This is a genomic window from Sphingobium sp. V4 (genome assembly GCF_029590555.1).
Taxonomy (GTDB): domain Bacteria; phylum Pseudomonadota; class Alphaproteobacteria; order Sphingomonadales; family Sphingomonadaceae; genus Sphingobium.
Window position 1 is genome coordinate 1,403,468 of sequence record NZ_CP081001.1, and the last position, 21,495, is coordinate 1,424,962.

Genomic DNA, 21,495 nt, shown 5'->3' on the forward strand with positions numbered 1-21,495 from the left:
TCGCCGCGCGGGGGCACCTCATCCGGGCTTGAACCGGATGACGTCGCCAGGCGCCGCCTTCACGAAGGCCGGCGCGGGAGGGGAAATGCGAGTTCGGCGCTGTTGCCGCACTGGGTCAGCGGCTGAAGCTCAGGCCGATCCAGAGCGTGCGCGGCGTGCCGAGGTCGATCGATCCGCCCGCATTGCGGGTCACGATCTCCTCGTCGAACAGATTTTCGCCACGCGCCACTAAGCTCACGCCATGGCCGATTGGCAGACGCGCGACCGCATCCATGGTCAAGGCGTCGGGCAGGACGTCGCTTTGCAGATCATCCTCATATTGATCCGCGACATAGCGCAGGGTCGCCGACAGTGACGGCCCCTGCTGCGGCGCCCAGGCCAGCGTCGCGCTGGTGGCATGGCGCGGACTTTGCGCCGGCGTGAAGCCGTCAAAGGCCGCGCCGGGCGCATGGACCGTGCTGTGGCTATAGGCGTAGGAGGCCGACAGGCGGACATCGCCCAGGGCCGCCGCCGCCGTCAGTTCGATCCCCTTGGCGACGATCCGTTCGACATTCCGCCGCTGGCGGGTGATGCTGTCGATCGTCACATTGGCGATGGCGTCGTCCAGCCGATTGTAGAAAGCGGTCGCCGACAGGCTGATCCCCTCGGCCGGGGTCAGGTCGATCCCGGCTTCCGCCCCCTTCAGCTTTTCCGGCACCAGCGCATCGTTGGCCCGTGTCGTGATCGGAAAGACGACGAAGGGGCGATAAAGTTCATTCAGCGTCGGCAGGCGGAACCCGCTATAGGCCGCCGCCCGTAACGCCAGTGCGTCGCTGGCCTTGTAGAGCGCGCCCACCCGTCCCGACACTTCCCAGTTGGACCGGTCGGCAAAGTCCCCGCCAGTCGCCGCGCCGGTCGTGGCGCTCACCTGCCGGTAGAAGCCGTTGCGGATCGTCCAGCGATCCGCCCGCGCGCCGCCGGTCAGCACCAGTTTTCCGATGCTCCAGTCGTCCTCGACGAACAGGCCGGTCGTCCGCTGATCGCCACCGGCATGGCGCAGGAAGGTGCGCGGATTGCTGGCGATATTGGCGTTATAGGCGTCCTCGTACATGTCGCCGGTCGCAAAGCGCGTATCCGCGCCGATTCGCAGCACATGGTCGGCGCCCACCGGCGGCCGCAGTTCGATCTTGCCGCCAAGGCCGGTGGATGGCGTGTTGCGCTGGTCGAGCGACTTGCGGAAGCTGGAGGACGAAATGACGATGTTGGAGAAGTTGCGCGTTTGGATATAGGCCAGCGCATCGACCTGCCACGGCCCCCGCGAAATATAACGGATGCTGGCATCCTGCCCTTGGCTCATGCTGTCCGCGCCGACAAAGCGCAGCGTGCGCTTATCCTCGAACAGGGTTGCGCGGAATTGCAGTTCTGACGTGGCGCCGATCGGCGCGACGGCGCGCAGATTGGTCGACCAGCCATCATAGGCGGCCGGCATGGTCGCGGCGTTGCGCTGGCTCTTTGGCGTTGTCTGGAAACCATCGCCCCGGTCCCAGCGGCCCGACAGGGAGACATAGCCGCTGTCCAGGTCGGGCGTCACGGTCGCCGACAATTCGGTCGAATCGCGGCTGCCGTAGAAGGCGCTGGCGGCGACATCGGGCAACTGGTCGCGGGTCGCGCTCGCCATCTCGATCGTGCCGGCGACCGCGCCCGCTCCGAAGGCGCCGATGCCGCCTCCGCGGGTGACGCGCACCACCGACAGCCGTTCAGGAACAAGCGCGCTGAAGGGGATATAGCCGAAGAAGGGATCGGCGATCGGCACCCCGTCGAGCAGCATCAGCGTGCGGCTCGACGCATTGCCGCCCAGCGCGCGCAGCGTCGCGCCCTGATTGGACGGGTTGGAGGATCGGCTGTCCGACCGGCGGAACTGCTGGAAGCCGGCGACATCGCCCAGCACCGTCTCGATCCGCCCGGATGCGCTGTCCAGCAGCCGCTGCCGCTCGATCACCACCGATCCATAGGCCGGCGTGCCCGGCGGCAGGTCAAGCCCCGCGCCGGTCACGACGATGGACGGCGCATCCCCCGGCGCTTCGGCCCAAGCGACAGTCGGGACAGCCAACAACAGGATGGACAGACACGGCTTCTTCATGGCGCTCCCCTCGATTTGGCCCCCTTTGTGGTTTTTCACCGTTTTTGCAAACGGAAAGGGGCCGCTTGCGATATCCCTCTCCGGAGATGGCGGGCTTATGACGCTCGACGCCTTGCGGACTGAAACCGGCGAAATGCCGCATGAGAAGTTCGCTACGGCCCAATGCGTCCCATAGCCCGAAAAAGCACTGGATATTTTCGCGTCAGGATCTGGCCCGTGGAATGTCCAGCATATGGCGCCATTCGCCTTACATGTTTCCCGGGGTCCATAGCTGGGCTTCCAGCCCCCCAACGCGAAAGCCGTTTGCGAAAATGGCGCCCGGCGCTATGGGCAGGCGCGTGGGGAGCAGATGCGCCCCACATGATCGCGCCGGTGCCCCTCGGGGCTTGAATGGGAACATGGTGAGGCGGCTTCGTTCAGAGGTCGGCAAATCCAGGGCTGTCCCTGCAACTGTAAGCGGTGAGCGCGATGCACGGGTTCCGGAACGATCCGGGACGGCCACTGGGGAAACCTGGGAAGGTGTGCATCGCGCGACGACCCGTGAGCCAGGAGACCTGCCGGCGTGGGTCGCTCATTGTCCCAGGTCCAGGGAAAGGCCGGGGCACGGAGAATGTCCGTCGAGCGACGACCAAGCGGCGCGGGCCGCTTCGGCGCAGGGTATGCGGGCGCATGACGCCGGCTCGCCGGTCCTGCGCCGGTCGATCGCACGCTGCGCATCGGCAGGCCCCGCCTTCGTTGCCGGTGTTCGGAGGGGGCCTCCATGAAATTTGTCACGACCATTTCCCTGATTGCCATAACGGCGGCGGCGCCCGCGCTGGCGCAAGCGCCCGACGGCGAAGCCAGCGCCCTGCCCGGCGACGCGATCATCGTCACCGCGTCACGCTCCGGCGAGGGCGTGAAGGCGAGCCAGTTGGGCGCGTCCGTCACGGTGATCGACAATGCCACGCTGGAAGCGCGGCAGACGCGGATCGTGTCCGACGTGCTGCGCGACGTACCCGGCATCGCCGTCAGCCGCATCGGCGGGGTCGGTGGCCAGACTCAGGTTCGCCTGCGCGGCAGCGAATCCAACCATGTACTGGTGTTGATCGACGGCATCGAGGCGGCCGATCCCTATTATGGCGAATATGACTTCGGCACGCTGATCGCCGATCCGGCCGCCCGGATCGAGATATTGCGGGGCCAGCAATCCTCACTCTACGGCTCCGATGCGATCGGCGGCGTGATCAACTACATCACCCTGTCGGGCCGCGAAGCGCCGGGCATCAGGGGTCGGATCGAGGGCGGCTCCTTTGGCACCGTCAGCGGCGCGGCACGCGTCGCGGGCGCCGGCGACGCCCTCGATTATGCGCTGTCCGCGTCCTATTACGACACGGACGGCTATCCTACCGCGCGCGGCGGCAGCAGGGACATCGGCTCGCAAAGCCTGGGCACGAGCGGAAAGCTGAACTGGACGCCGACCGACAATATCAAGCTGACCGGCGTGGTACGCTACAGCCTGACCAAGGCGGACACCAACAACAGCGAATTCGATCCGTCCAGCCCGCTCTTCGGCTACACCGTCGACAGCCCCGGCGTGCGGTATCGTAACGAAGCGCTCTATGGCTTGCTTTCGGCGCAGATCACGGGACTGGACGGTCGTTGGATCAGCACCTTGTCGGGCCAGTTCGCGGACACTACGCGCAAGGGCTATGCCTCCTATGGTTTCGACTATGGCGACAAGGGACGGCGCTATAAAGGCTCCCTCACCTCCAGCCTGACACTGGGCACCGAGGCGGTCACGCACCGTATTACCGGCGCTGTCGATGTGGAGCGGGAAAGCTTCCGCAACCTGTCGAGCTTCGCTTTCATGGGCAAGCGGCATACCGACAATCTGGGCGTGGTCGGCCAGTATGAACTGACGGCGGGCGGCCTCTCGCTCGGCGGTTCGGTGCGCTATGACGAAAATGACCGGTTCGACGACACCACGACCTGGCGGGTCCAGGGCAGCTATCTGCTGCCCACGGGCACGCGCATCCGCGCCGCCTATGGTACAGGCGTCAAGAACCCGGGCTATTACGAACTTTATGGCTATATGGACGGCACCTATATCGGCAACCCGAACCTGAAGCCGGAAAAGTCAGAAGGCTGGGAGGCGGGATTGGAGCAGAGCGTCGGTGGCTGGGCGACGATCAGTGCGACCTGGTTCGATTCCACGCTGAACAATGAAATCTATACCTCCTATCCCGCACCGGCCTATGTCGCGACGCCCGCCAACCGCGACACGAAGAGCAAGCAGCATGGCATCGAAGCGTTCGTCAGCGCCCAGCCCCTGCCGCAACTGCGCTTCGACCTGGCCTATACCTGGCTGAAGGCGAAGGAGGATGGCGTCCGCGAAATCCGCCGGCCGAGGCATGTCGCGAGCGTCAACACCACGGTGACGAGTGCCGACCAGCGCTTCGCGACCACGCTGACGATCCGCTATAACGGCAGGACGACCGACACCGCCTATACCGATCCCAGCTATGTCCCCGTGACCGTGTCGATGCGGGAATATGTGCTGGTAAACCTCAGCCTCGACTACCGGGTGTCCCGCAATGTGGCGCTGTTCGGCCGGATCGAGAACCTGGCGGACGAGCAATATGAGGAAGTGTTCAGCTTCGCGACCGCCGGTCGCGCTGCCTATGGCGGCGTGCGGCTGACCTTCTGATGACAGGGACGTCGCGCCATCGCTCCGGAAGCCTGTCAGCGATGCGCGCCGTCCAACCGCATGATCTGATCCGCCATGCTACGCGCCGCGCGCGTGTAGCTGGGACCGCCGCACACCGTCCAGGCCTGTGGGATACTTATGCGTGGAATGTCGCGCAGCGCGGGATGGTGCAGCATTTCGCTGCCCTGATCGGTGATGCGGTCGGTCGCGCTTTCCACGATCAGGAAATCGGGCCGGGCGGCCACCATTTCCTCCAGGCTGACCTGCGCCAGCGCCGGCTTCCCCAGTTTTGCGGCAAGGTTCACCAGCCCCATGCGCTGCATCAGGTCGTCGATCAGCGTGCCGGTGCCGGTCATGAAGCCGCGTCGCTGATAATAGGCGGCGACCCGTCCCGCGCCCGGACGAGGCAGATCGGCGAGTTCGCGCTGCATCCGGGCGATCATCGCCTCCCCCCTGTCACGATGCCCAACCGCGGCTGCGGTCGTGCGGATCGAACGGTAAATGTCGCCCAGTCGGTCGGCGCTCTCAAGATCAAGTGTCCTCACGTCACGATCGAGACCCGTCAGAACCGCGTTGCCGCGCGCCGGCATACCCGCCACCAGATCGGGGCCGATGGTCAGTATCTGCTCGGCGGAATGGGTGAGGATCGGCAATCCGCGCGCCCTTGCCGCTTCGGCCGACATCTGGGTATCGACGGCATTGCGGGTCAATCCCGCGATCTGTCGCCGATCGGCCAGCGCCAGCACCAGTTGATCGGCACACAGGTTGAGCGACACGATCCGCTGCGGCGGCCGGGTTGCGCTGGGCGCGGCGCGGAAGGCGGTGGCCAACAGCCCGGAACCTGCCATGGCGGCACACAGGCAGGCGAAGAGAAGAAAGACCTTGCGCGACATGCGTCTTCCCATAATCGCACCTTCATGCGTGGCAAGGCGATAAGATGACAGAGACGACGCACAATCGCGCCATGCTCCTTGCCGGGTTGGCGGCCGTGGCGGCCGCTGCGACCATTGGCTCGCTGCTGCTCGGCCCGGTCGACATTCCGATCGCGCGGATCTGGGCGGCGCTCTTCGGCGGGGCGGATCATGCTACACGCGTGATCCTGTTCCAACTGCGCCTGCCCCGGACGCTGATTGCCCTTGCCGTCGGCGCTATGCTGGGGCTGGCTGGCGCCGCGATGCAGGGCTATCTGCGCAATCCTCTGGCCGAACCGTCGGTGCTCGGCACATCGAGCGCCGCGGCGCTGGGCGCGGTCGCCGCGATCTATTACGGCCTTGCAAACATCCATCCGGTGATGCTGCCGCTTCTGTCGATTGGCGGCGCCTGTCTCTCGCTGCTGCTGCTGTTCCTGCTGGCCGGTCGGTCGGAAAGTCCATTGACGCTGATCCTGGCCGGGATCGCCGTGGCGACCGTGGCGCAGGCCGGGATTGCCCTGGCGCTGAACCTGTCACCCAATCCCTTCGCCGCCATGGAGATCATGACCTGGCTGATGGGTAGCCTGGAAAATCGGTCGTTCGACCATCTCTGGATCGCCCTGCCCTGCATCGTCGCCGGCCTGGCGTTATTGCTGTGGAATGCACGATCGCTCGATGCACTCACCCTTGGCGAGGATGGCGCGCAGGCGCTGGGCGTCGACCTTCGCCGCACGCGGTTGCGGCTGATGCTGGGCACGGCCATCGGCGTGGGCGGCGCAGTAGCCGTGTCGGGCGCGATCGGTTTCATCGGCCTCATCGTGCCGCATCTGCTGCGCCCGCTGACGGACCGCAGCCCTTCGGCGATCCTGCTGCCCTCGGCGCTGGGCGGCGCGGCATTGCTGACCCTCGCAGACATGGCGGTGCGGTTGATCGACACGGCGAACGAGTTGAAGCTGGGCGTGGTGACAGCATTTCTCGGCATCCCGATCTTCCTCCTCCACCTGATGCGCGAGCGGCGGCTATGGTGATGCTCGAACTGGACCGGGTCTGCGTCGCACTGGGCCGCCGCCAGGTGCTGAGCGGCGTTTCGGCAACCTTCGGCGCCGGGGCGCTGGTAGGGATCGTCGGTCCCAACGGCGCCGGCAAATCCACCCTCGCGCGGGCCATGCTGGCGCTGGTACCCGCGCAGGGGCGCGTCCTGATCGACAGCTCAGATGTGGCCGCCATGCGCCGCGATGACCTCGCCCGGCGGATCGCCTATCTTCCCCAGGGCCAGACGCTGCACTGGCCTCTGACGGTCGAGCGCCTGGTCGGCCTCGGTCGCCTGCCCCATCTCGGACCCATGTCGCGGATCGGCCCGCACGATGCCGCCGCCATCGAGCGGGCCATGACGCGGGCCGATGTGCTGGACCTGCGGCAGCGAGTCGCGACCGAATTGTCCGGCGGCGAACGCGCACGTGTACTGCTGGCAAGGGCGCTGGCGGTCGAAGCGCCCACCCTGATCGCCGACGAACCGCTCGCCAGCCTGGACCCCGGCCACCAGATCGACGTCATGGACCTGCTCCGCGCACAAGCGCATGACGGCGCGCTCGTCATCGCCGTCCTTCATGACCTGACCATGGCGGCTCGCTATTGCGACCGGCTCCTGCTGATCGATCAGGGAAGGCTGGTCGCCGACGGCACGCCTGCGGATGTCCTTACCAACGGCCATCTTCGCGATGTCTATGGGATCGAGGCGGAGGTGCATCTGGGCGGAGCCTGGCCAACGGTCACGCCGCTGGCGCGCAGCCCGTTGACCGCGCCATCGAAATCGATGTAACGCGGCGTCGCGACAGGTTCCCCGGAGACGGGGACGAAGATGGGAACGGGACAAACCCGGCTGCCCCTGCAACTGTACGCGGCGAGCCATCGGCCATATGCCATTGGGACGAATGTCCCGAGAAGGCGGCCGACCGGCGCTGACCCGCAAGCCAGGAGACCTGCCTGTCGCCGTCGTCTTTCGCGCGGACAGGGTGAGCCGGGCGGACGGGGGTCAACCCGAGCGACGACAGGGAAGCCGCGCGAAGCGCGGTCGATGTCGTGCGCGCCAGGGCAATCGCATCGGCCGGTTCGGGCGGCATTGTCGATGGGGGGTAGCCGTGCCGATATTTGTTGAGCGAGATGTCCAGTGCTGAAGCCGGTCGATACGGGACCGGCCGTGGTGGCGTGCAACACTTGCCGTCACAGTCGCGACGCGCGGGAAGATCAGGACGGCGCGCGCGGTGGCGCGCGACTGGCCGCCGCCCTGAAACGCGTGAAGGCCAGCGATCCGCGCTATGATGGCATCGCCGTGCAGGAAATGCCGTGCCTCTTCGCCTGCCAGGATTTCTGCACCGTCCACCTGCGCGCGCCGGACAAGGTCGGCTATGTGCTGGGCCGTTTCGAGCCGGGCGAAGAGTCCGCCCGCGCCATCCTCGACTATGCCGTCCATTATGCGGCGAGCGAACATGGCCGCGTGCCCTTTTCACACTGGCCCCAGGGCGTCAAAGGTCATTTCATCACGCGCACGCCGCCACCGGGATTTGTCGCCGAATGACCAGCTATGGCTCGATCGCCGCCTTCGAAGCCGCGCTGTCCGACTTGCCTGCGCCGGATTGGGTGGCGGAGGCGGCCGCCCGCGCGCGGCAGGCGCAATTGACCAAGCCGGCTGGCTCGCTCGGTCGCCTGGAGGACGTCGCTATCTTCCTGGCGGGCTGGCAGCGCCGGGAACGCCCCCGAATGGACCGGGCGCGCGCGGCCGTCTTTGCGGGCAATCATGGCGTCACTGTCCACGGCGTCAGCGCCTTCCCGACCGGCGTCACGGCGCAGATGGTCGCCAACTTCCGCGCGGGCGGCGCGGCCATCAACGCATTGTCGGGCGCGGCCGGGCTGGACCTCAAGGTCGTCGCTCTCGACCTGGACCGGCCCACCGCCGATTTCTCGGCGGTGGCTGCCATGACGGCCGCGGAATGTCTCGACGCGCTGAATGCCGGAGCGGCGGTGGTCGAAGAAGGCCTGGACCTCCTCGTCCTCGGGGAGATGGGCATCGGCAACTCTACGTCCGCCGCTGCCATTTGTGCGCGCAGCTTCGGCTCCGCAGCGGAAACCTGGGTCGGTCCGGGCACGGGCGTCGATGACGCGGGCATCAGCCGCAAGATCGACGTCATAGACCGCGCGATCGCACGCCACGCCTCGGCGCCCCGCTCCGCCTTCGAGACATTGCGCCTCGTAGGCGGCCGGGAAATCGCGGCCATCGCGGGCGCGGTGCTGCGCGCGCGCCAGCTCTCGGTGCCGGTGCTGCTCGACGGTTTCATCTGCTGCTCTGCGATCGCGCCGCTCGCCGTCGAACGTCCCGCGATCACGGCGCATTGTCTTGCTGGCCATTGTTCGGCCGAGCCAGGTCATGCCCGATTGCTCGAACAGCTCGACCTTGCGCCGCTGCTGTCGCTGGGGATGCGTCTGGGGGAAGGTAGCGGGGCAGCGGTCGCCGCTGCCGTCGTCCGCGCTGCCTTGGCCGCGCATGATCAGATGGCGACTTTCGCGCAAGCCGCCGTCTCCGGATCGACATGAACAGCTTTCCGCTGCACCTGCTGCGCCATGGCGCACCGCTGCATCCCGGTCTGATGCTGGGGTGGAGCGACGACGCGCCCACGACGGAGGGCATCAGCGCCTGCGTGCGGCAGGTGGCGGATCTCGATGTCGAGCGACTGGCCACGTCCGACCTGCAACGATGCAGCCTGACCGCCAGCGCGATCGGCGATGGCCGGCACCTGCCGGTGGAGAGCGATCCCCGCTGGCGCGAACTGGACTTTGGCGCATGGGACGGTTTGCCGGCCAGCGCCATTGATCCTGACGCGATCGGGCGCTTCTGGAACGATCCCGACCTGCACCCCCCGCCCGAAGGCGAGCGCTGGGCGGCCTTGGTCGACCGCATCGGCGCGGCCATTGCGGACCTCGCGCCCTGCCCCACGCTGGTCGTGACCCATGGTGGCGCGATGCGTGCCGCGCTTCACATCCTCTGCGGCATCCCCCTGCCGCAGCTGTGGGCATTCGACCTGCCTTATGGTGCGCTGCTTTCGCTGGACGTCTGGCCGGGCACGCCCCGCGCCGCCCGGATCAAGGGGTTGCGCGCATGAAGGGGCTGATCCTCGCCATCCAGTTCCTGACCCGCCTGCCGATGCCCCGCGTCACCGCGGACGGCGGGGATTTCGCTGCCTCGATCCGCTGGTTTCCGGCGGTCGGCTTGATCATCGGCGCGATGATCGCGGTCGCTGCCTGGGGTGGCGCGCTGATCGATCCGTGGCTCGGCGCCCTCGGCGCATTGACCCTGTGGGTTCGGATAACGGGTGGGCTTCATCTCGATGGGCTGGGCGACATAGCCGATGCCGCCGGCGCAGCGCACAAGGACCGCGCGCGGCTGATCGCGGTCCTTGCCGACCCCCATGTGGGCAGCTTCGCGGTCGTGACCATCGTCCTGCAACTGATCGCCAAGCTGATCCTGCTCCGCCTGCTCATCGAGACGCAGGCTTTCTCCATGATCGCGGTCATCCCATTTGCCGCGCGTATCGGTCCCCTCTTCTGGTCCCGCGCCCTGCCGCAACTTCATGATGGGCTGGCGGCGCAGTTCCGCAACGCGGTTCGTGTGCGCGATCTTGCGATATGGACCGCGGCCCTCGCCGTCATTGCACTGGCCTCTCCCCCGCTGCTCGCGACGCCCCTGATCCTGCCGCTCTGGGCCATGTGGCTCCGTCGCCGCATCGGCGGCATTTCGGGTGACGGGCATGGCGCGGGCATCGAGGTGGCGGAAAGCCTGCTGCTCCTGTCTGCCTTGCTGTGGGTTCAGGCGGCATGACGGACATCTGGACCTGGCATGGCGGCGCGCTGGAGGCGGCGAAACGCCATTTCGGGGCGGGCGCGGAACCGTGGATCGACCTGTCGACCGGCATTAATCCGAAAGCCTGGCCCGGCACGGCGGGACTCTCCATCGACTGGCGGCGCCTGCCCGAACCCGACAGTTTGCGACAACTCGAAACCGCAGCAGCTGTCCATTTCGGTGTCGACCCGCAGCATGTCTGCGCCGTACCGGGAACCGAAACGGGGTTGCGACTGGCGGGGTGCCTGATCGGCGGCCCGGCCCGCCATGTCGCTCCCAGCTATCGCACCCATGGCGAAATGATCGTAGGCTCCAGAGCGATCGAATGGATCGCCACGGGCGGCTCATCGGAAACGCTGATCCTCGCCAATCCCAACAATCCCGACGGTCGGTGGCTGGACCGGGAGCAAATGCGCGCATTGCTGGAGGCGCGCGCGCATCACGGCTGGCTGCTGGTCGACGAAGCCTTTGCGGACAGCGATCCGGCGATCAGCGTTGCATCTTTGGTGAGCGAAACGCGAAGGCTGCTCGTCTTCCGCTCCTTCGGCAAATTTTTCGGGCTGGCCGGCGTGCGCCTTGGCTTCGTGATCGGCCCCTCGCAAGTGCTGGCGCCGTTGCGGGAGCAGTTGGGCGCCTGGCCACTTTCCACGGCGGCGATCGCGATCGGGACCGCCGCCTATCGCGATCGACCGTGGATCGCGGCAACCCGCGAGCGGTTGGACCACGAAGCCGCGCGGCTTGACGCCGTGCTTGTGCGATGCGGGCATCAGCCGATCGGTCGCTGCCCGCTGTTCCGGCTCATCGAGACGGACGAGGCGCCTCAACTGTTCGACCGGCTGGCCCGCGCGGCGATCCTGACGCGGCCCTATGAGCCCGACCGTCGCTGGTTGCGGATCGGACTGCCGCCCGACCAGGCGGCGCTTGACCGTCTTGAGCGGGTCATGGCGCATGGCTGATCCGGTCGCGCTGGGCGCACTGATGCTGGACGCCGCGCTCGGCTGGCCCCATTCGCTCTATCGCCGCATAGGCCATCCGGTCGGATGCTTCGCGCGCCTGATCGATGGATGCGAGACGCGCTGGAACCGGCCGGAGCGATCATTCGCCGTGCGCCGGGCGCTGGGTATTGTCACGGTCCTGATGCTCGTACTGAGCAGCGGCGGCCTGGCCTGGATGCTGGCTCGCCTCGCAGCCCAGGTTCCGGGAGGTCTTGCCTGGACGGCTCTTGCCCTGTTCGCTTGGCCGGGACTGGCCCAGCGCAGCCTGTTCGATCATGTCCGCCCGGTAGCCATCGCGTTGGAAACCGGCGATCTGCCGGCCGCCCGCATCGCCGTAAGCGCCATTGTCGGCCGCGACACGGCGGCCCTTGAAGAATGCGGGGTCGCACGGGCCGCCATCGAAAGCCTCGCCGAAAGCTTTTGCGACGGGGTCGTGGCTCCGCTCTTCTGGCTGTTGGTCCTGGGGCTGCCCGGCATCTGGGTCTATAAGGCCATCAACACCGCGGACAGCCTGATCGGTCATTATGAGCAACGCTGGCGCGCTTTCGGCTGGGCCGCAGCCAGGACGGATGATCTGCTCAATATCATCCCGGCGCGACTGTCCGGCCTGCTGCTCTGCGTTGCGGGCGGGGGCGGCTGGCGTATATTGTTGCGCGACGCGCGTAACCATGCGTCCCCCAACGCCGGGTGGCCCGAAGCGGCCATGGCGGGGGCGCTTCGTGTCCGCCTTGCCGGCCCCGTATCCTATGACGGTCATGTCCATGCCAAGCCATGGATCGGGGACGAGGGACTGGATGCGATCGCCGGCGATGTCGGACGTGCGCTCGCCATTTACCGCCGCGCCTGCATTCTGCTGTGGCTGATCGCCGCTGTCGTCGCGTGGTTGTCATGACCCTGCCCAAAAGGAGCTTTGCATGGACGGACATCGCCTTTTCGTGCTGGGTGGCGCCAGATCCGGCAAGAGCCGCCATGCCCAACACCGCGCCGAGTCGCTTGAAGGACGCCTGACATTCGTCGCGACCGCCCAGGCCCATGATGATGAAATGCGCGACCGCATCGCCCGGCATCAGGCCGATCGCGACCAGCGCTGGAGGACGATCGATGCTTCCGTCGCTCTCCCCGAAGCGATCCAGGCGCTCGACGGCCGGGACCATGTCGTACTGGTCGACTGCCTGACCCTGTGGTTGTCCAACCTCTTGCTGATGGATGCCGACATTCCTGCCGCGTGCGATCGGTTGACGCGGGCCATCGGTGACTTCTCCGGTCACATCATCCTCGTCGCAAATGAGGTCGGGTTCGGGATCGTCCCCGACAATGTGCTTGCCCGCCGGTTTCGCGACGATGCCGGTCGGTTGAACCAGCGGGTGGCGGCGATTGCCGATGAAGTCCTGCTGGTCGCAGCAGGGCTGCCGCTCCGTCTGAAATAAATCCGTGCGCCGCCAGTAGAATATCTGCCGATCGGGCCATTGCGGCGCTCCGCCTTCCATCGCTACAATGCAGCCTGCACCGTCCGTTGGAACATATCGCGTCATGCCTTTGCCGGCCCATCTTCCGAACAGCCGACATGACTGAGATCGCAGTCGCACGCACGCAGGACATGCGCTTCGTGCCTGGTGGAACCTTCCTGATGGGCTCGGACCGCTTCTATCCGGAGGAAGCGCCCGCCCGGCGGGTCCAGGTCGACGGCTTCTGGATAGACGAGGCGCCCGTCACCAACCGGGATTTCGCCCTGTTCGTCGCGGCCACCGGTTACCGTACACTGGCGGAAATCGCGCCGGACGCCAAGGATTATCCCGGCATGGACCCGGCCATGGCGCGGGCCGGATCGCTCCTCTTCCAGCGCACAGCCGGCCCGGTGGACCTTTTCGATTACAGCCAGTGGTGGACTTTCAGCTTCGGCACGGACTGGCGCCATCCCCACGGCCCGGACAGCAGCGCGGAGGAATTGCCCGATCACCCCGTGGTTCATGTCGCTTATCAGGATGCCGAAACCTATGCCCGCTGGGCCGGCAAGGCGCTGCCGACCGAGGCCGAATGGGAATATGCCGCACGGGGCGGCCTGGACGGGGCGGACTATGCGTGGGGCGACACGCTTGCGCCTGACGGACGGATGCTTGCTAATTACTGGCAGGGCGCCTTTCCCTACGGCAATACGCTGGAGGACGGCTATGAGCGCACGTCGCCCGTGCGCTCCTATCCCGCCAATGGCTATGGCCTCTACGACATGATCGGCAATGTATGGGAATGGACGACAGACTGGTTCGCCCAGCACCGGATAGAGCGCAAGGCGAAGGGGAGTTGCTGCGTGCCGTCCAACCCCCGCGGCGGGACGAAACGTGAGAGCTTCGACCCAGCGACGCCCCGCGTCTCCATCCCCCGCAAGGTGCTGAAGGGCGGATCGCATTTGTGCGCCGCCACTTATTGCCAACGCTATCGGCCGGCAGCGCGCCATCCCCAGGCGGTGGACAGCGCGACCAGCCATATCGGCTTCCGCTGCATCGTTCGCGATCATGGATGAAGATAGCGCGGAACCCTGCACGCCACAGACCATTGTCGCCGGCGTGACAAAAGCCACTCCCTTCACGCTCGCCTTCGACTGCTGGAGCCTCGGCGTCGAGGCCTGGTCCGTGATCGGGCTGCGCATTCCCCGCCTGATGGCCGGCAATCCGGCGGCCGCGATCGAGGCGCACCGGATGGTTGCGGAAAAGATCGAGGCAGTCGCAATCCTGCAATGGAAGATGATGACGGGCGAACTCGGACGAACGGGCCACGAAGCGCTCGCCCATTCGGTCGCCCATTACCGCAAGGCGGTGGCGAAGAACCGGCGCCGTCTGGGCGGAAGGCGCGCCGCGCGGGGATAAACGCGATCGGCACCAAATGAAACGGGTGCGGAACAGACTGGTCGCCTCGGCGTCTCACCAGGATGGACGATCATTTGAAACCCGACCATGCGCTCTCGGCAGATGAAGCGCGCGACGTCAACCAGCGGCGCGCGAGTTCGCCGATGGTCGTCCACGAGGTCGTCCGGCTACAGGGCGAGGAGGAGTTGAAGCGGCCCATCCTGTCGATGGTCCTGTCCGGCATGGCAGCTGGCCTTGCGATCAATGCCTCGCTCCTCACCGAACTATATCTGCGTATGCGCCTGCCCGACACACGGTGGGCGGAACTTATTTTTCTCCTCGGCTATCCGGTCGGCTACGTCATCGTCATCATGGGGCGGCTTCAGCTGTTCACGGAAAGCACCATCACGGCGGTTCTGCCCGTCGCGGCGCATCCGGATTGGGAAAATCTGGGTCGGCTGCTCCGCCTCTGGTCCACCGTTCTCCTGGCGAACCTGCTTGGCGTCGTCATCGTGGCTGCGCTGATGGCGAACGAAGTCATCATCACACATGACCAGCGTCTGATCGCACTGGATATATTGGAGAAGCTGCCGCGCCAGGAGGGGCTTCAGACCCTGACCCTTGGTATCCCCGCCGGTTTCCTGATGGCGGCCATCGCGTGGATACTTCCGAGTGCGAAAGGCAGCGAATTCTGGGTCATTTCGATGCTGACTTACGTCATCGCGCTAGGCGGGTTCAGCCATGTCGTGACAGGTTCGTCCCAGAGCGCGTTTCTCTGGCTGAACGGCGTCATGTCCTTGTCCGAGATGATGGCCGACTTCATCCTGCCTGCGCTCGTCGGCAATGTCATCGGAGGAACTGGCCTGTTCGCGGTTCTGGCCCATGGGCAGATGCGGAGCGATGTAAAGGCTGCGGAGCAGGATGCCGACGCGGCCCCTCCGTCCTGATGGCGATGCGTCGCGGGAACTCTTTGCGGATTTGCTCGTTCGTGCGGAGCGGCCGCGCGGGGGCCGGCATCTTTGCAAGGGGGTATTGATCCAGTGCGTCGCGGTCGGCCGGCCGCTCGTCCAGATCCGATCATCATGAAGAACAAGTACGCTGGTAGCACCAATTTCGTCCAGGGCTGGCTCTATGCAGGGCTGATCGCCCTGCTCATGCTGCCGTTTCTCGCAGACCTTGTCTTCCCGCTGGGGACGGCCGTGTGGGTGGCTTATCTCCTTCCGGTGGTGCTGGCCTATCTGGCCCGGCGACCACAGGTACCATTGATCACCGCCACGGCGGCGACCATCTTGACCGCGACGGGCTTTTTCTACGCGCCGGCCGGCGTCGATCCGACGGTTGCCTTTCTCAATCGTTCACTCGTCGTAGGCGTCTTCTGGATTCTTGCCGTCATCGGATTGCTTTTCATCCGCAACAGGCTGGCGATCTTGCAGGAGGAATGGTTGCGCGGAGGGCAACTCGGCCTGGCCAAGGCGGTCGGCGGCGAACAGCCCTTGGCTGAACTGGCCAACAGCGCGCTGACCTTTCTGGCCGAATATCTCCAGGCGCAGGCCGGCGCGCTGTATATCGCCAACGGCGACGGCTTCCGCCGTTACGCCACCTATGCCGTTCCCGCCGATGCGCCCCTGCCGGAGCGGTTCGACGCCGGCGACGGATTGCTGGGACAGGCCGTCGCCGACCGTCGCAGCTTCCATCTCGACAAGGTTCCGGCGGACTATCTGTCCTACGGATCGGCCCTTGGTTCCGCCAGGCCCGAGACGCTGGTCATCGCCACCGCTCAGGCGGGTGGCGCGATCAATGCGGTGATCGAACTCGGCCTGCGCGCTGGCGCGGGTGACAATGCACTTGCGCTGCTCGATCGGGTTCACGATCAACTCGGCGTCGCCATCCGATCGGGCAAATATCGGGCGCGGCTGCGCGAACTGCTGGAAGAGACGCAGCAGCAGGCGGAAGAATTACAGGCGCAGAGCGAAGAATTGCGCGCCAATAACGAGGAACTGGAACAGCAGAGTCGCCAGCTCCAGGAATCTGCCGCACGGCTGGAGGCCCAGCAGGCGGAAATGGAGCAGACCAACGTCCAGCTCGAGGAGCAGGCCCGCCAGCTGGAAATTCAGCGCGATGACCTGTCCCGGTCGCAAAAGTCGCTCAAGACCCAGGCAGAAGAACTCACACAGGCGAGCCGTTACAAATCCGAATTCCTCGCCAATATGAGCCATGAATTGCGCACACCGCTCAACTCGCTGCTCATCATGGCGCGATTGCTGGCGGAAAATCGGGGTGGCAACCTGTCTGGTGAACAGATCCGCCATGCCGAGACGATCGAAACGTCGGGGAATGACCTGCTCAACCTCATAAATGACATTCTCGACATATCGAAGATCGAGGCCGGCAAGCTGGAGTTGCAGCCGCGCCGCATCCGCATCGCTGCGATGCTGGACAAGCTGACCGCGATCTTCGGCCCGTCCGCGGAGGCCAAGGGGCTGAGCTTTGCGGCGGACGCCGGCCCCGGCACGCCCGTCGACATGGAGAGCGACCCGCTTCGGATCGAGCAGGTGCTCAAGAACTTCCTCTCCAACGCGATCAAGTTCACCGATCGAGGCTCGGTGTCGCTGGAGGTGGCCAGTCGAGACGATGGCCGCATCGCCTTCACGGTCCGTGACACCGGTGTAGGTATTGCGGCGGACCAGCAGCAGCTTATCTTTGAGGCGTTTCGACAGGCGGACGGAACCATCAGCCGGAAATATGGGGGAACCGGGCTGGGTCTCTCCATCTCCCGCGAACTGGCCCGGCTGCTGGGAGGGCAGGTCGAGGTAGAGAGCAAACCCGGTGAAGGCAGCGCTTTCACGCTCATCCTCCCCGAGCGCTTCGATCCTGCTGTAGCGACGCTGGCGGATGTGCCGCAGGGAACCGCCACGCTCCGCACGCCGCCATCGAACCCGAAACCCGGTCGCACGCGCCCCGGTCCGGCGACGCTGGATGATCGCGAGCAGCTCTCCGGTGACGCCCGGGTCATTCTGATCGTCGAGGATGATCCGGTATTTGCCCGGATTCTGTGCGACATCGCCCATGAACTCGGGTTCCAGTGCCTGGTGGCGGGGACGGCGGATGAAGGCGCGCTGATGGCACGGCAATATGTGCCGAATGCCGTCATCCTGGATATGAACCTGCCCGACCATACCGGCCTTTCGGTGCTGGACAGGATCAAGCGCGACGTGCGGACGCGGCATATTCCGGTCCATGTCGTTTCCGTGGACGACGACAGCCAGGCCGCTCTTTCCAGTGGCGCCATCGGCTATCTCTTCAAGCCTGTGAAGCGCGAGGCACTGACCGACATGCTCGCGGGGCTGGAAGCCCGCATGTCCCAGCGTGTGCGGCGGGTGCTGGTGGTCGAGGATGACGCGCAGCAGGCCGAAAGCGTCAAGCTGCTGCTGGCCTCGCGTGATGTCGAAACCATCCAGGCTCATTCGGCCGCCCAATGTTTCGAGCAGCTGGGTCAGGAAACCTTCGACTGCATGGTGCTCGACCTCAACCTGCCCGACAGTTCCGGCCTCGACCTGCTCGATCGGCTGAGCAATGATGATGCGGTCGGTTTTCCGCCGGTCATCGTCTATACCGGCCGCGACTTGTCCCATGACGAGGAAATGCGCCTGCGACGCTATTCCAAGTCGATCATCGTCAAGGGCGCCAAGTCGCCCGAACGACTGCTCGATGAAGTGACGCTGTTCCTGCATCAGGTCGTGTCGGACCTGCCGGAACCGCAGCAGGCGCTGATCGCCAAGTCGCTCAATCGCGATGCCGCGCTGGACGGGCGCAACATTCTCGTGGTCGAGGACGACATCCGCAATGTCTATGCCCTGACCTCGATATTCGAACCGCACGGCGCGAATGTCCGGATCGGGCGCAACGGGCGCGAAGCGCTGGACCTGCTCGACGAAGCTGCCAAAGGTCTGGCCGATCCGGTCGACCTGGTGCTGATGGACGTGATGATGCCGGAGATGGACGGGCTCACGGCCACGCGGGAAATCCGGACCAAGCCCTGGGGCAAGCAATTGCCGATCATCGCGCTGACCGCCAAAGCCATGGCACGCGACCAGCAGGATTGCCTGGATGCGGGCGCCAATGACTATCTCGCCAAGCCGCTGGACGTCGACAAACTGCTCAGCCTGACCCGAGTCTGGATGCCGCGATGAGCGAGCCGATCTTCGCACCCCATGAAGAACTGGAACTGGATCTCCTGCTGGAGGCGATCCACCGCCATTGCCATTATGACTTTCGTGGCTATTCGCGAGGCTCCCTTCACCGTCGCCTCGCTCGCGCGCAGCAACGCCACCATTGCGAGAGCCTGTCACAGCTGCAGCATCTCGTGCTGCGCGACCCCTCGGTTTTTGCTGATCTGATGGGGTTCCTCACCATCCAGGTGAGCGAGATGTTTCGCGACCCGGCCTATTTCCGCGCGCTCCGCGAACAGGTGATCCCGCACCTGCGCACATATCCTTCGCTGAAGGTCTGGATCGCGGGATGCGCAAATGGCGAGGAATTCTACTCGATGGCTATCCTGTTCCGGGAGGAGGGACTGGAAGATCGCACCATATTCTATTGCACCGACATCAGCCCGGCCGCGCTGGAGAAGGCGGAGGCGGGTATCTATGATCTCGACCGAATCCAGCAGTTTACCGAGAACCATCGGCTGGCGGGCGGCAAGACGTCACTGTCGGACTATTATACCGCGGCCTATGGTGCGGCCGTGTTCGACAAGGGCCTGCGTCGCCGTGCAGTCTTTGCCGAGCATAATCTGGCCAGCGATGAGGTGTTCGCTGAGGCGCAGCTGGTTTCCAGCCGCAATGTCCTGATTTATTTCGACCGTGACTTGCAGGATCGGGCACTCGGCCTGTTCGGCGGTTCGCTCGTGCGAGGCGGCTTCCTGGGGCTGGGTTCGAAAGAGACATTGCGGTTTTCGCGCTACTCCGATGCCTTCGCTGATTTTGACGAACATCAGAAAATCTACCGCCGCAACCTCATCGACCTGAAAGCGCTCGACCATGCTGCCTGAGACCGCAAAAATCCTCGCCGTCGACGATGTCGAGGAAAATCTGACGGCGATCGAGGCGTTGCTCAAGGCGGACGGGATCGAGATCATCAAGGCCCGGTCCGGACTGCAAGCACTGGAACTGCTTCTCGTCGAGGATGTCGCGCTGGCTCTGCTCGATATCCAGATGCCCGGCATGGACGGGTTCGAACTGGCCGAACTGATGCGCGGCACCGAAAGGACGCGCCGTGTGCCGATCGTATTCCTGACCGCCGTCGGCACCGACGAGATGCGGCGCTTCCGGGGCTACGAGGCCGGGGCGATCGACTATCTGTTCAAGCCCGTCGACCCGGACATTCTGCGGCACAAAGTCAGCATTTTCATCGAACTGTTCCGGCAGCGACAGGAATTGGCGCGGGAAAGGGACCAGCACGCCGCCGCCCTTTCCCGTTTGCAGGCACATGGCGACAACTCCCCGCTCGGTATCGTCGAGTTCGACGCGGGCCAGCACATCATCTCCTGGTCGGCCGGCGCCGAGCGGATGTTCGGCTGGCGCGCGCCCGAAGTGGCGGGTTTTAAGGCGCTGGAATTCGATTGGCTCGACCCGGACGACGCCGGAGCCTTCAGCACGCTGATCGGCGACATGATTGCCGGGCGCAGGCCGAGGGACATGCAGCCATTGCGAATGCGTACTGCGCAAGGGACCAGCCTGGATTGCGAATGCTATTGGTCCGCTTTGCTCGATGCGCGCGGACGCCTCGTGTCCGTTAACGCCCAGATCCTTGACGTTACCGAACGCAAGCGCGCCGAAGAGACGCAACGCCTGCTCGTCGGCGAACTCAACCATCGGGTCAAGAACACGCTCGCTTCGGTTCAGGCCATTGCCGTGCAAACACTTCGCCATTCCAACGGCCCCTCCGATTTCGCACCGACCTTTACCGGCCGCATACATGCGCTCGCCCGCGCCCATTCGCTCCTGAGCAGTTCTACCTGGCAGGGCGCGCGGCTGAGGGAACTGATCGATGGTCAGGTGGACATCGGCGCGGTCGATGTCGGGCAATGGGACATTAATGGGCCGGAACTGGAACTTGCGCCGGAGTTGGCGCTGCATCTCGCGCTCATCCTGCACGAACTGGTCACCAATGCCCATAAATATGGGGCGCTTTCGATGCCGGGAGGACGATTGAGCCTGAACTGGGCAGTCAGGGACGATCGCCTGCTCATTAACTGGGAAGAGCGCGGAGGTCCGAGCGCAGGTACCCCGACGCGAAAGGGCTTCGGCACGGCGCTGATCGAGCGTAGTATGCGCGCCGAAGGCGGCGCGGCAGTGGCTGACTACGCATCCGAAGGCGTGCGCTGGACCTTGTCCCTTCCGATGGGGCCGCGCATCAATCGCGTCGTGTCGCGCGACGCGGGAAAGGAACTGACGAGCAGCGACCGCAGCGGGCCACCGGTCGCCATTGCCGGCCGCAACATCCTCCTGATCGAGGACGAGCCGCTTGTCGCGATGGAACTGGCCGCGCTACTCGAAGATCATGGCGCCGTCGTCCCGGCGGTCGCCGCATCGGCCGACGAAGCCATGGCGCTGGTAAAGACCGGCGGTTTCGACGCCGCCCTGCTGGACGGCAATCTTCAGGGCGCACCGGTCGATGCCATCGCACAGGCACTCGCCACCAACGGCATTCCGTTTGCGTTTGTTACCGGCTACGGCCGCGAAAATCTGCCGGCCGGCTTCGACAGCCATCCCGTTATCGGCAAGCCTTTCGACCGGTCGACCATCCTCAATGGCGTGACAACTCTGTTTTATTCATGCCAAGGAAGTGCCGCCTGTGCGCAAGGCACAATCCAGCGCCCTGGCGTAGGATGACGTTTGAGCTAATCCTTCGAGGTTCGCTTGCAGGATTTGCTGATCCCGGCGACTGGCGGGGCGAGGCAGACTTGCAAATCCGTACTACTGATCAAGAACTGGGGAGACGCCATGGGAATAAGCAGGCTGGCTAGATACCCGTCCGAGACGGCGAAAAACT

At 65.3% G+C, this 21,495-nt stretch carries 18 protein-coding genes and 2 riboswitches; of the genes, 16 read left to right on the forward strand and 2 right to left on the reverse strand.

Translation table 11 applies throughout. From position 1 onward, the window contains the following. Positions 1-115: 115 nt before the first annotated feature. Positions 116-2,119: a TonB-dependent receptor plug domain-containing protein gene (locus tag K3M67_RS07160; RefSeq protein ID WP_285832772.1), complete on the reverse strand. Its 2,004-nt coding sequence runs from the start codon at positions 2,117-2,119 to the stop codon at positions 116-118. Positions 2,120-2,473: 354 nt separating this feature from the next. Next, a riboswitch (cobalamin riboswitch) is annotated at positions 2,474-2,695 on the forward strand. Between the two features lie 184 nt (positions 2,696-2,879). On the opposite strand from K3M67_RS07160, the gene K3M67_RS07165 reads away from it, so the two are divergent. Next, the gene (locus K3M67_RS07165) at positions 2,880-4,805 is read left to right on the forward strand and encodes a TonB-dependent receptor plug domain-containing protein (protein ID WP_285832773.1); all 1,926 of its coding nucleotides are present in this window, start codon (positions 2,880-2,882) and stop codon (positions 4,803-4,805) included. A 35-nt stretch (positions 4,806-4,840) separates the two neighbouring features. Here K3M67_RS07165 and K3M67_RS07170 read toward each other — a convergent pair whose 3' ends face one another. Continuing rightward, complete coding sequence (locus K3M67_RS07170; protein ID WP_285832774.1) at positions 4,841-5,698, reverse strand: ABC transporter substrate-binding protein; 858 nt, start codon at positions 5,696-5,698, stop codon at positions 4,841-4,843. A 71-nt stretch (positions 5,699-5,769) separates the two neighbouring features. Here K3M67_RS07170 and K3M67_RS07175 point away from each other — a divergent pair, with 71 nt between their 5' ends. From K3M67_RS07175 to K3M67_RS07245, 15 genes are all read left to right on the forward strand, one after another. Further along, positions 5,770-6,744, forward strand: coding sequence for a FecCD family ABC transporter permease (locus tag K3M67_RS07175; RefSeq protein ID WP_285832908.1), 975 nt, complete (start codon positions 5,770-5,772; stop codon positions 6,742-6,744). Further along, positions 6,738-7,535: an ABC transporter ATP-binding protein gene (locus K3M67_RS07180; protein WP_285832775.1), complete on the forward strand. Its 798-nt coding sequence runs from the start codon at positions 6,738-6,740 to the stop codon at positions 7,533-7,535. Before K3M67_RS07175 ends, K3M67_RS07180 begins: the two co-directional genes overlap by 7 nt. Continuing rightward, positions 7,533-7,717, forward strand: a riboswitch (cobalamin riboswitch). It overlaps the preceding gene by 3 nt. Before the next feature lie 166 nt (positions 7,718-7,883). Further along, a complete protein-coding gene (locus K3M67_RS07185) occupies positions 7,884-8,291 on the forward strand; it encodes a DUF1636 domain-containing protein (RefSeq protein WP_285832776.1) in 408 nt (135 codons plus the stop codon). Next, on the forward strand, positions 8,288-9,304 hold the full coding sequence (cobT, locus tag K3M67_RS07190; protein WP_285832777.1) for a nicotinate-nucleotide--dimethylbenzimidazole phosphoribosyltransferase: 1,017 nt from the start codon (positions 8,288-8,290) through the stop codon (positions 9,302-9,304). The genes K3M67_RS07185 and cobT overlap by 4 nt, the downstream gene beginning before the upstream one ends. Further along, on the forward strand, positions 9,301-9,870 hold the full coding sequence (locus K3M67_RS07195) for a histidine phosphatase family protein (protein WP_285832778.1): 570 nt from the start codon (positions 9,301-9,303) through the stop codon (positions 9,868-9,870). The genes cobT and K3M67_RS07195 overlap by 4 nt, the downstream gene beginning before the upstream one ends. Next, positions 9,867-10,586 carry an adenosylcobinamide-GDP ribazoletransferase gene (locus K3M67_RS07200; protein ID WP_285832779.1) on the forward strand — a complete coding sequence of 240 codons (720 nt, stop codon included), beginning with the start codon at positions 9,867-9,869 and terminating at the stop codon, positions 10,584-10,586. Before K3M67_RS07195 ends, K3M67_RS07200 begins: the two co-directional genes overlap by 4 nt. Next, positions 10,583-11,563: a threonine-phosphate decarboxylase gene (locus K3M67_RS07205; RefSeq protein WP_285832780.1), complete on the forward strand. Its 981-nt coding sequence runs from the start codon at positions 10,583-10,585 to the stop codon at positions 11,561-11,563. Before K3M67_RS07200 ends, K3M67_RS07205 begins: the two co-directional genes overlap by 4 nt. Next, complete coding sequence (gene cbiB, locus K3M67_RS07210) at positions 11,556-12,494, forward strand: adenosylcobinamide-phosphate synthase CbiB (RefSeq protein WP_285832781.1); 939 nt, start codon at positions 11,556-11,558, stop codon at positions 12,492-12,494. Before K3M67_RS07205 ends, cbiB begins: the two co-directional genes overlap by 8 nt. A 22-nt stretch (positions 12,495-12,516) precedes the next feature. Next, the gene (gene cobU, locus K3M67_RS07215) at positions 12,517-13,029 is read left to right on the forward strand and encodes a bifunctional adenosylcobinamide kinase/adenosylcobinamide-phosphate guanylyltransferase (RefSeq protein ID WP_285832782.1); all 513 of its coding nucleotides are present in this window, start codon (positions 12,517-12,519) and stop codon (positions 13,027-13,029) included. A 137-nt stretch (positions 13,030-13,166) separates the two neighbouring features. Then, the gene (locus K3M67_RS07220; RefSeq protein ID WP_502958897.1) at positions 13,167-14,120 is read left to right on the forward strand and encodes a formylglycine-generating enzyme family protein; all 954 of its coding nucleotides are present in this window, start codon (positions 13,167-13,169) and stop codon (positions 14,118-14,120) included. Beyond that, the gene (locus K3M67_RS07225) at positions 14,113-14,463 is read left to right on the forward strand and encodes a hypothetical protein (RefSeq protein WP_285832783.1); all 351 of its coding nucleotides are present in this window, start codon (positions 14,113-14,115) and stop codon (positions 14,461-14,463) included. The genes K3M67_RS07220 and K3M67_RS07225 overlap by 8 nt, the downstream gene beginning before the upstream one ends. Positions 14,464-14,537: 74 nt before the next feature. Continuing rightward, on the forward strand, positions 14,538-15,389 hold the full coding sequence (locus tag K3M67_RS07230) for a formate/nitrite transporter family protein (RefSeq protein ID WP_285832784.1): 852 nt from the start codon (positions 14,538-14,540) through the stop codon (positions 15,387-15,389). 135 nt (positions 15,390-15,524) lie between these two features. Continuing rightward, positions 15,525-18,632 carry a response regulator gene (locus K3M67_RS07235; RefSeq protein WP_285832785.1) on the forward strand — a complete coding sequence of 1,036 codons (3,108 nt, stop codon included), beginning with the start codon at positions 15,525-15,527 and terminating at the stop codon, positions 18,630-18,632. Continuing rightward, positions 18,629-19,492: a CheR family methyltransferase gene (locus tag K3M67_RS07240; RefSeq protein WP_285832786.1), complete on the forward strand. Its 864-nt coding sequence runs from the start codon at positions 18,629-18,631 to the stop codon at positions 19,490-19,492. The genes K3M67_RS07235 and K3M67_RS07240 overlap by 4 nt, the downstream gene beginning before the upstream one ends. Further along, positions 19,482-21,335: a response regulator gene (locus K3M67_RS07245; RefSeq protein WP_285832787.1), complete on the forward strand. Its 1,854-nt coding sequence runs from the start codon at positions 19,482-19,484 to the stop codon at positions 21,333-21,335. The genes K3M67_RS07240 and K3M67_RS07245 overlap by 11 nt, the downstream gene beginning before the upstream one ends. Positions 21,336-21,495 lie beyond the last annotated feature (160 nt).